Here is a 1,171-nt window from a genome sequence, read left to right as displayed (position 1 = left end):
GCAAACTAACAAACTGCTCAAGAGGGATTCGCAACGCGTGGCATTTTTACTATGCGTTCAATTTGGTGATTAAGGTGGTATGCGGCGGCTTTGGTATTGCGTTGCTCACCCCTTAGCAGGGCGTTATACGCTATGAAGTAAAATTTGGAATAAAATGAATAATTCAAGCTTGTACCCAGATATTCTCTTTCACTTTACGCGTGAGAAAGAATCACTTTTTAATATTTTAAATAGTACTTTCAGAGTCTCGTATGCTAGAGAAAAAATAGAAGGCGTCGATACAGTTAGAGAGTTTGCTGTGCCAATGGTCTCATTTTGTGACCTAAAACTACCAGAGCTTAAAGTCCATATGGGGAAATATGGTAAGTATGGTATTGGTCTGACGAAAGAATGGGCAAATAGAAATGGGTTGAACCCCGTAATGTACATAAATAAGCATTGCCCTTTTACTGATAATTTCAATCAGTCGTTGCAGGGCGTGTATCAAAGACTCAACCGATTAACAGATGAAGATCATTTTAAAGGTGTATCACAATCAAATATGAAGATATTTGATGCGTATCGTTATATTAAAAATTACGAAGGAAAGTTAGAACGTGAAAATATCGTCATAGAAAATTTTAGGTTTGCTGATGAACGAGAATGGCGATATGTTCCTCCTATTACTGAGCAAGGTATTCCACCTTTTGTCGCAAAATCAAAGATAGATACTACTTCAAAAAAGCAAAAGTATAACGAGTTAGCTCACCAGTGTTCGCTAAACTTTCAGCCTAACGATATTAAATATCTAATTGTTAATTCAGATGAAGAGATTAATGAGTTAATAGACCATTTGCGCCATGCTAAGAGACATTTTGAGCAACCAATTATTGAAAGGTTATCGAGTCGAATTCTAACAGCAGAACAAATATACAGTGATATGTAGACGCGTATAACAATCTGTTTAAGAGGGATTCGCAACGCGTGGCATTTTCACTATGCGTTGGTTTTAATGTTTTAGGTGGTATGCTGCGGCATCGGTATTGCGTTGCTCACCCCTTAACAGGGCGTTATACCAATCATTAACAATATGTAAATAATTTTGAGGGTTCTATGACAATAACAAATTCGCAATTCGAAGATATATTTTTAGATCAAAAGCGCTGGATTGACATGTTCATTTCGCATTGTA

At 36.7% G+C, this 1,171-nt stretch carries 1 protein-coding gene; it reads left to right on the top strand.

The annotated features are described in order from the left end of the window. The first annotated feature begins 154 nt into the window (after positions 1–154). Entirely contained in the window at positions 155–925 is a 771-nt protein-coding gene (locus UF05_RS00005; RefSeq protein WP_045545902.1) for an abortive infection system antitoxin AbiGi family protein, read from the top strand. Positions 926–1,171: the final 246 nt, after the last annotated feature.

Source organism: Vibrio sp. S457-15, from assembly GCF_000960545.1.
Taxonomy (GTDB): Bacteria; Pseudomonadota; Gammaproteobacteria; order Enterobacterales; family Vibrionaceae; genus Vibrio; species Vibrio parahaemolyticus.
Note: the sequence above shows the minus strand (reverse complement) of the source record. Positions and strands in the feature narration are given on the sequence as shown.

Coding starts and splice junctions, on each gene's coding strand:
- UF05_RS00005 (WP_045545902.1), top strand. CDS start 155: ATGAATAATTCAAGCTTGTACCCAGATATTCTCTTTCACTTTACGCGT.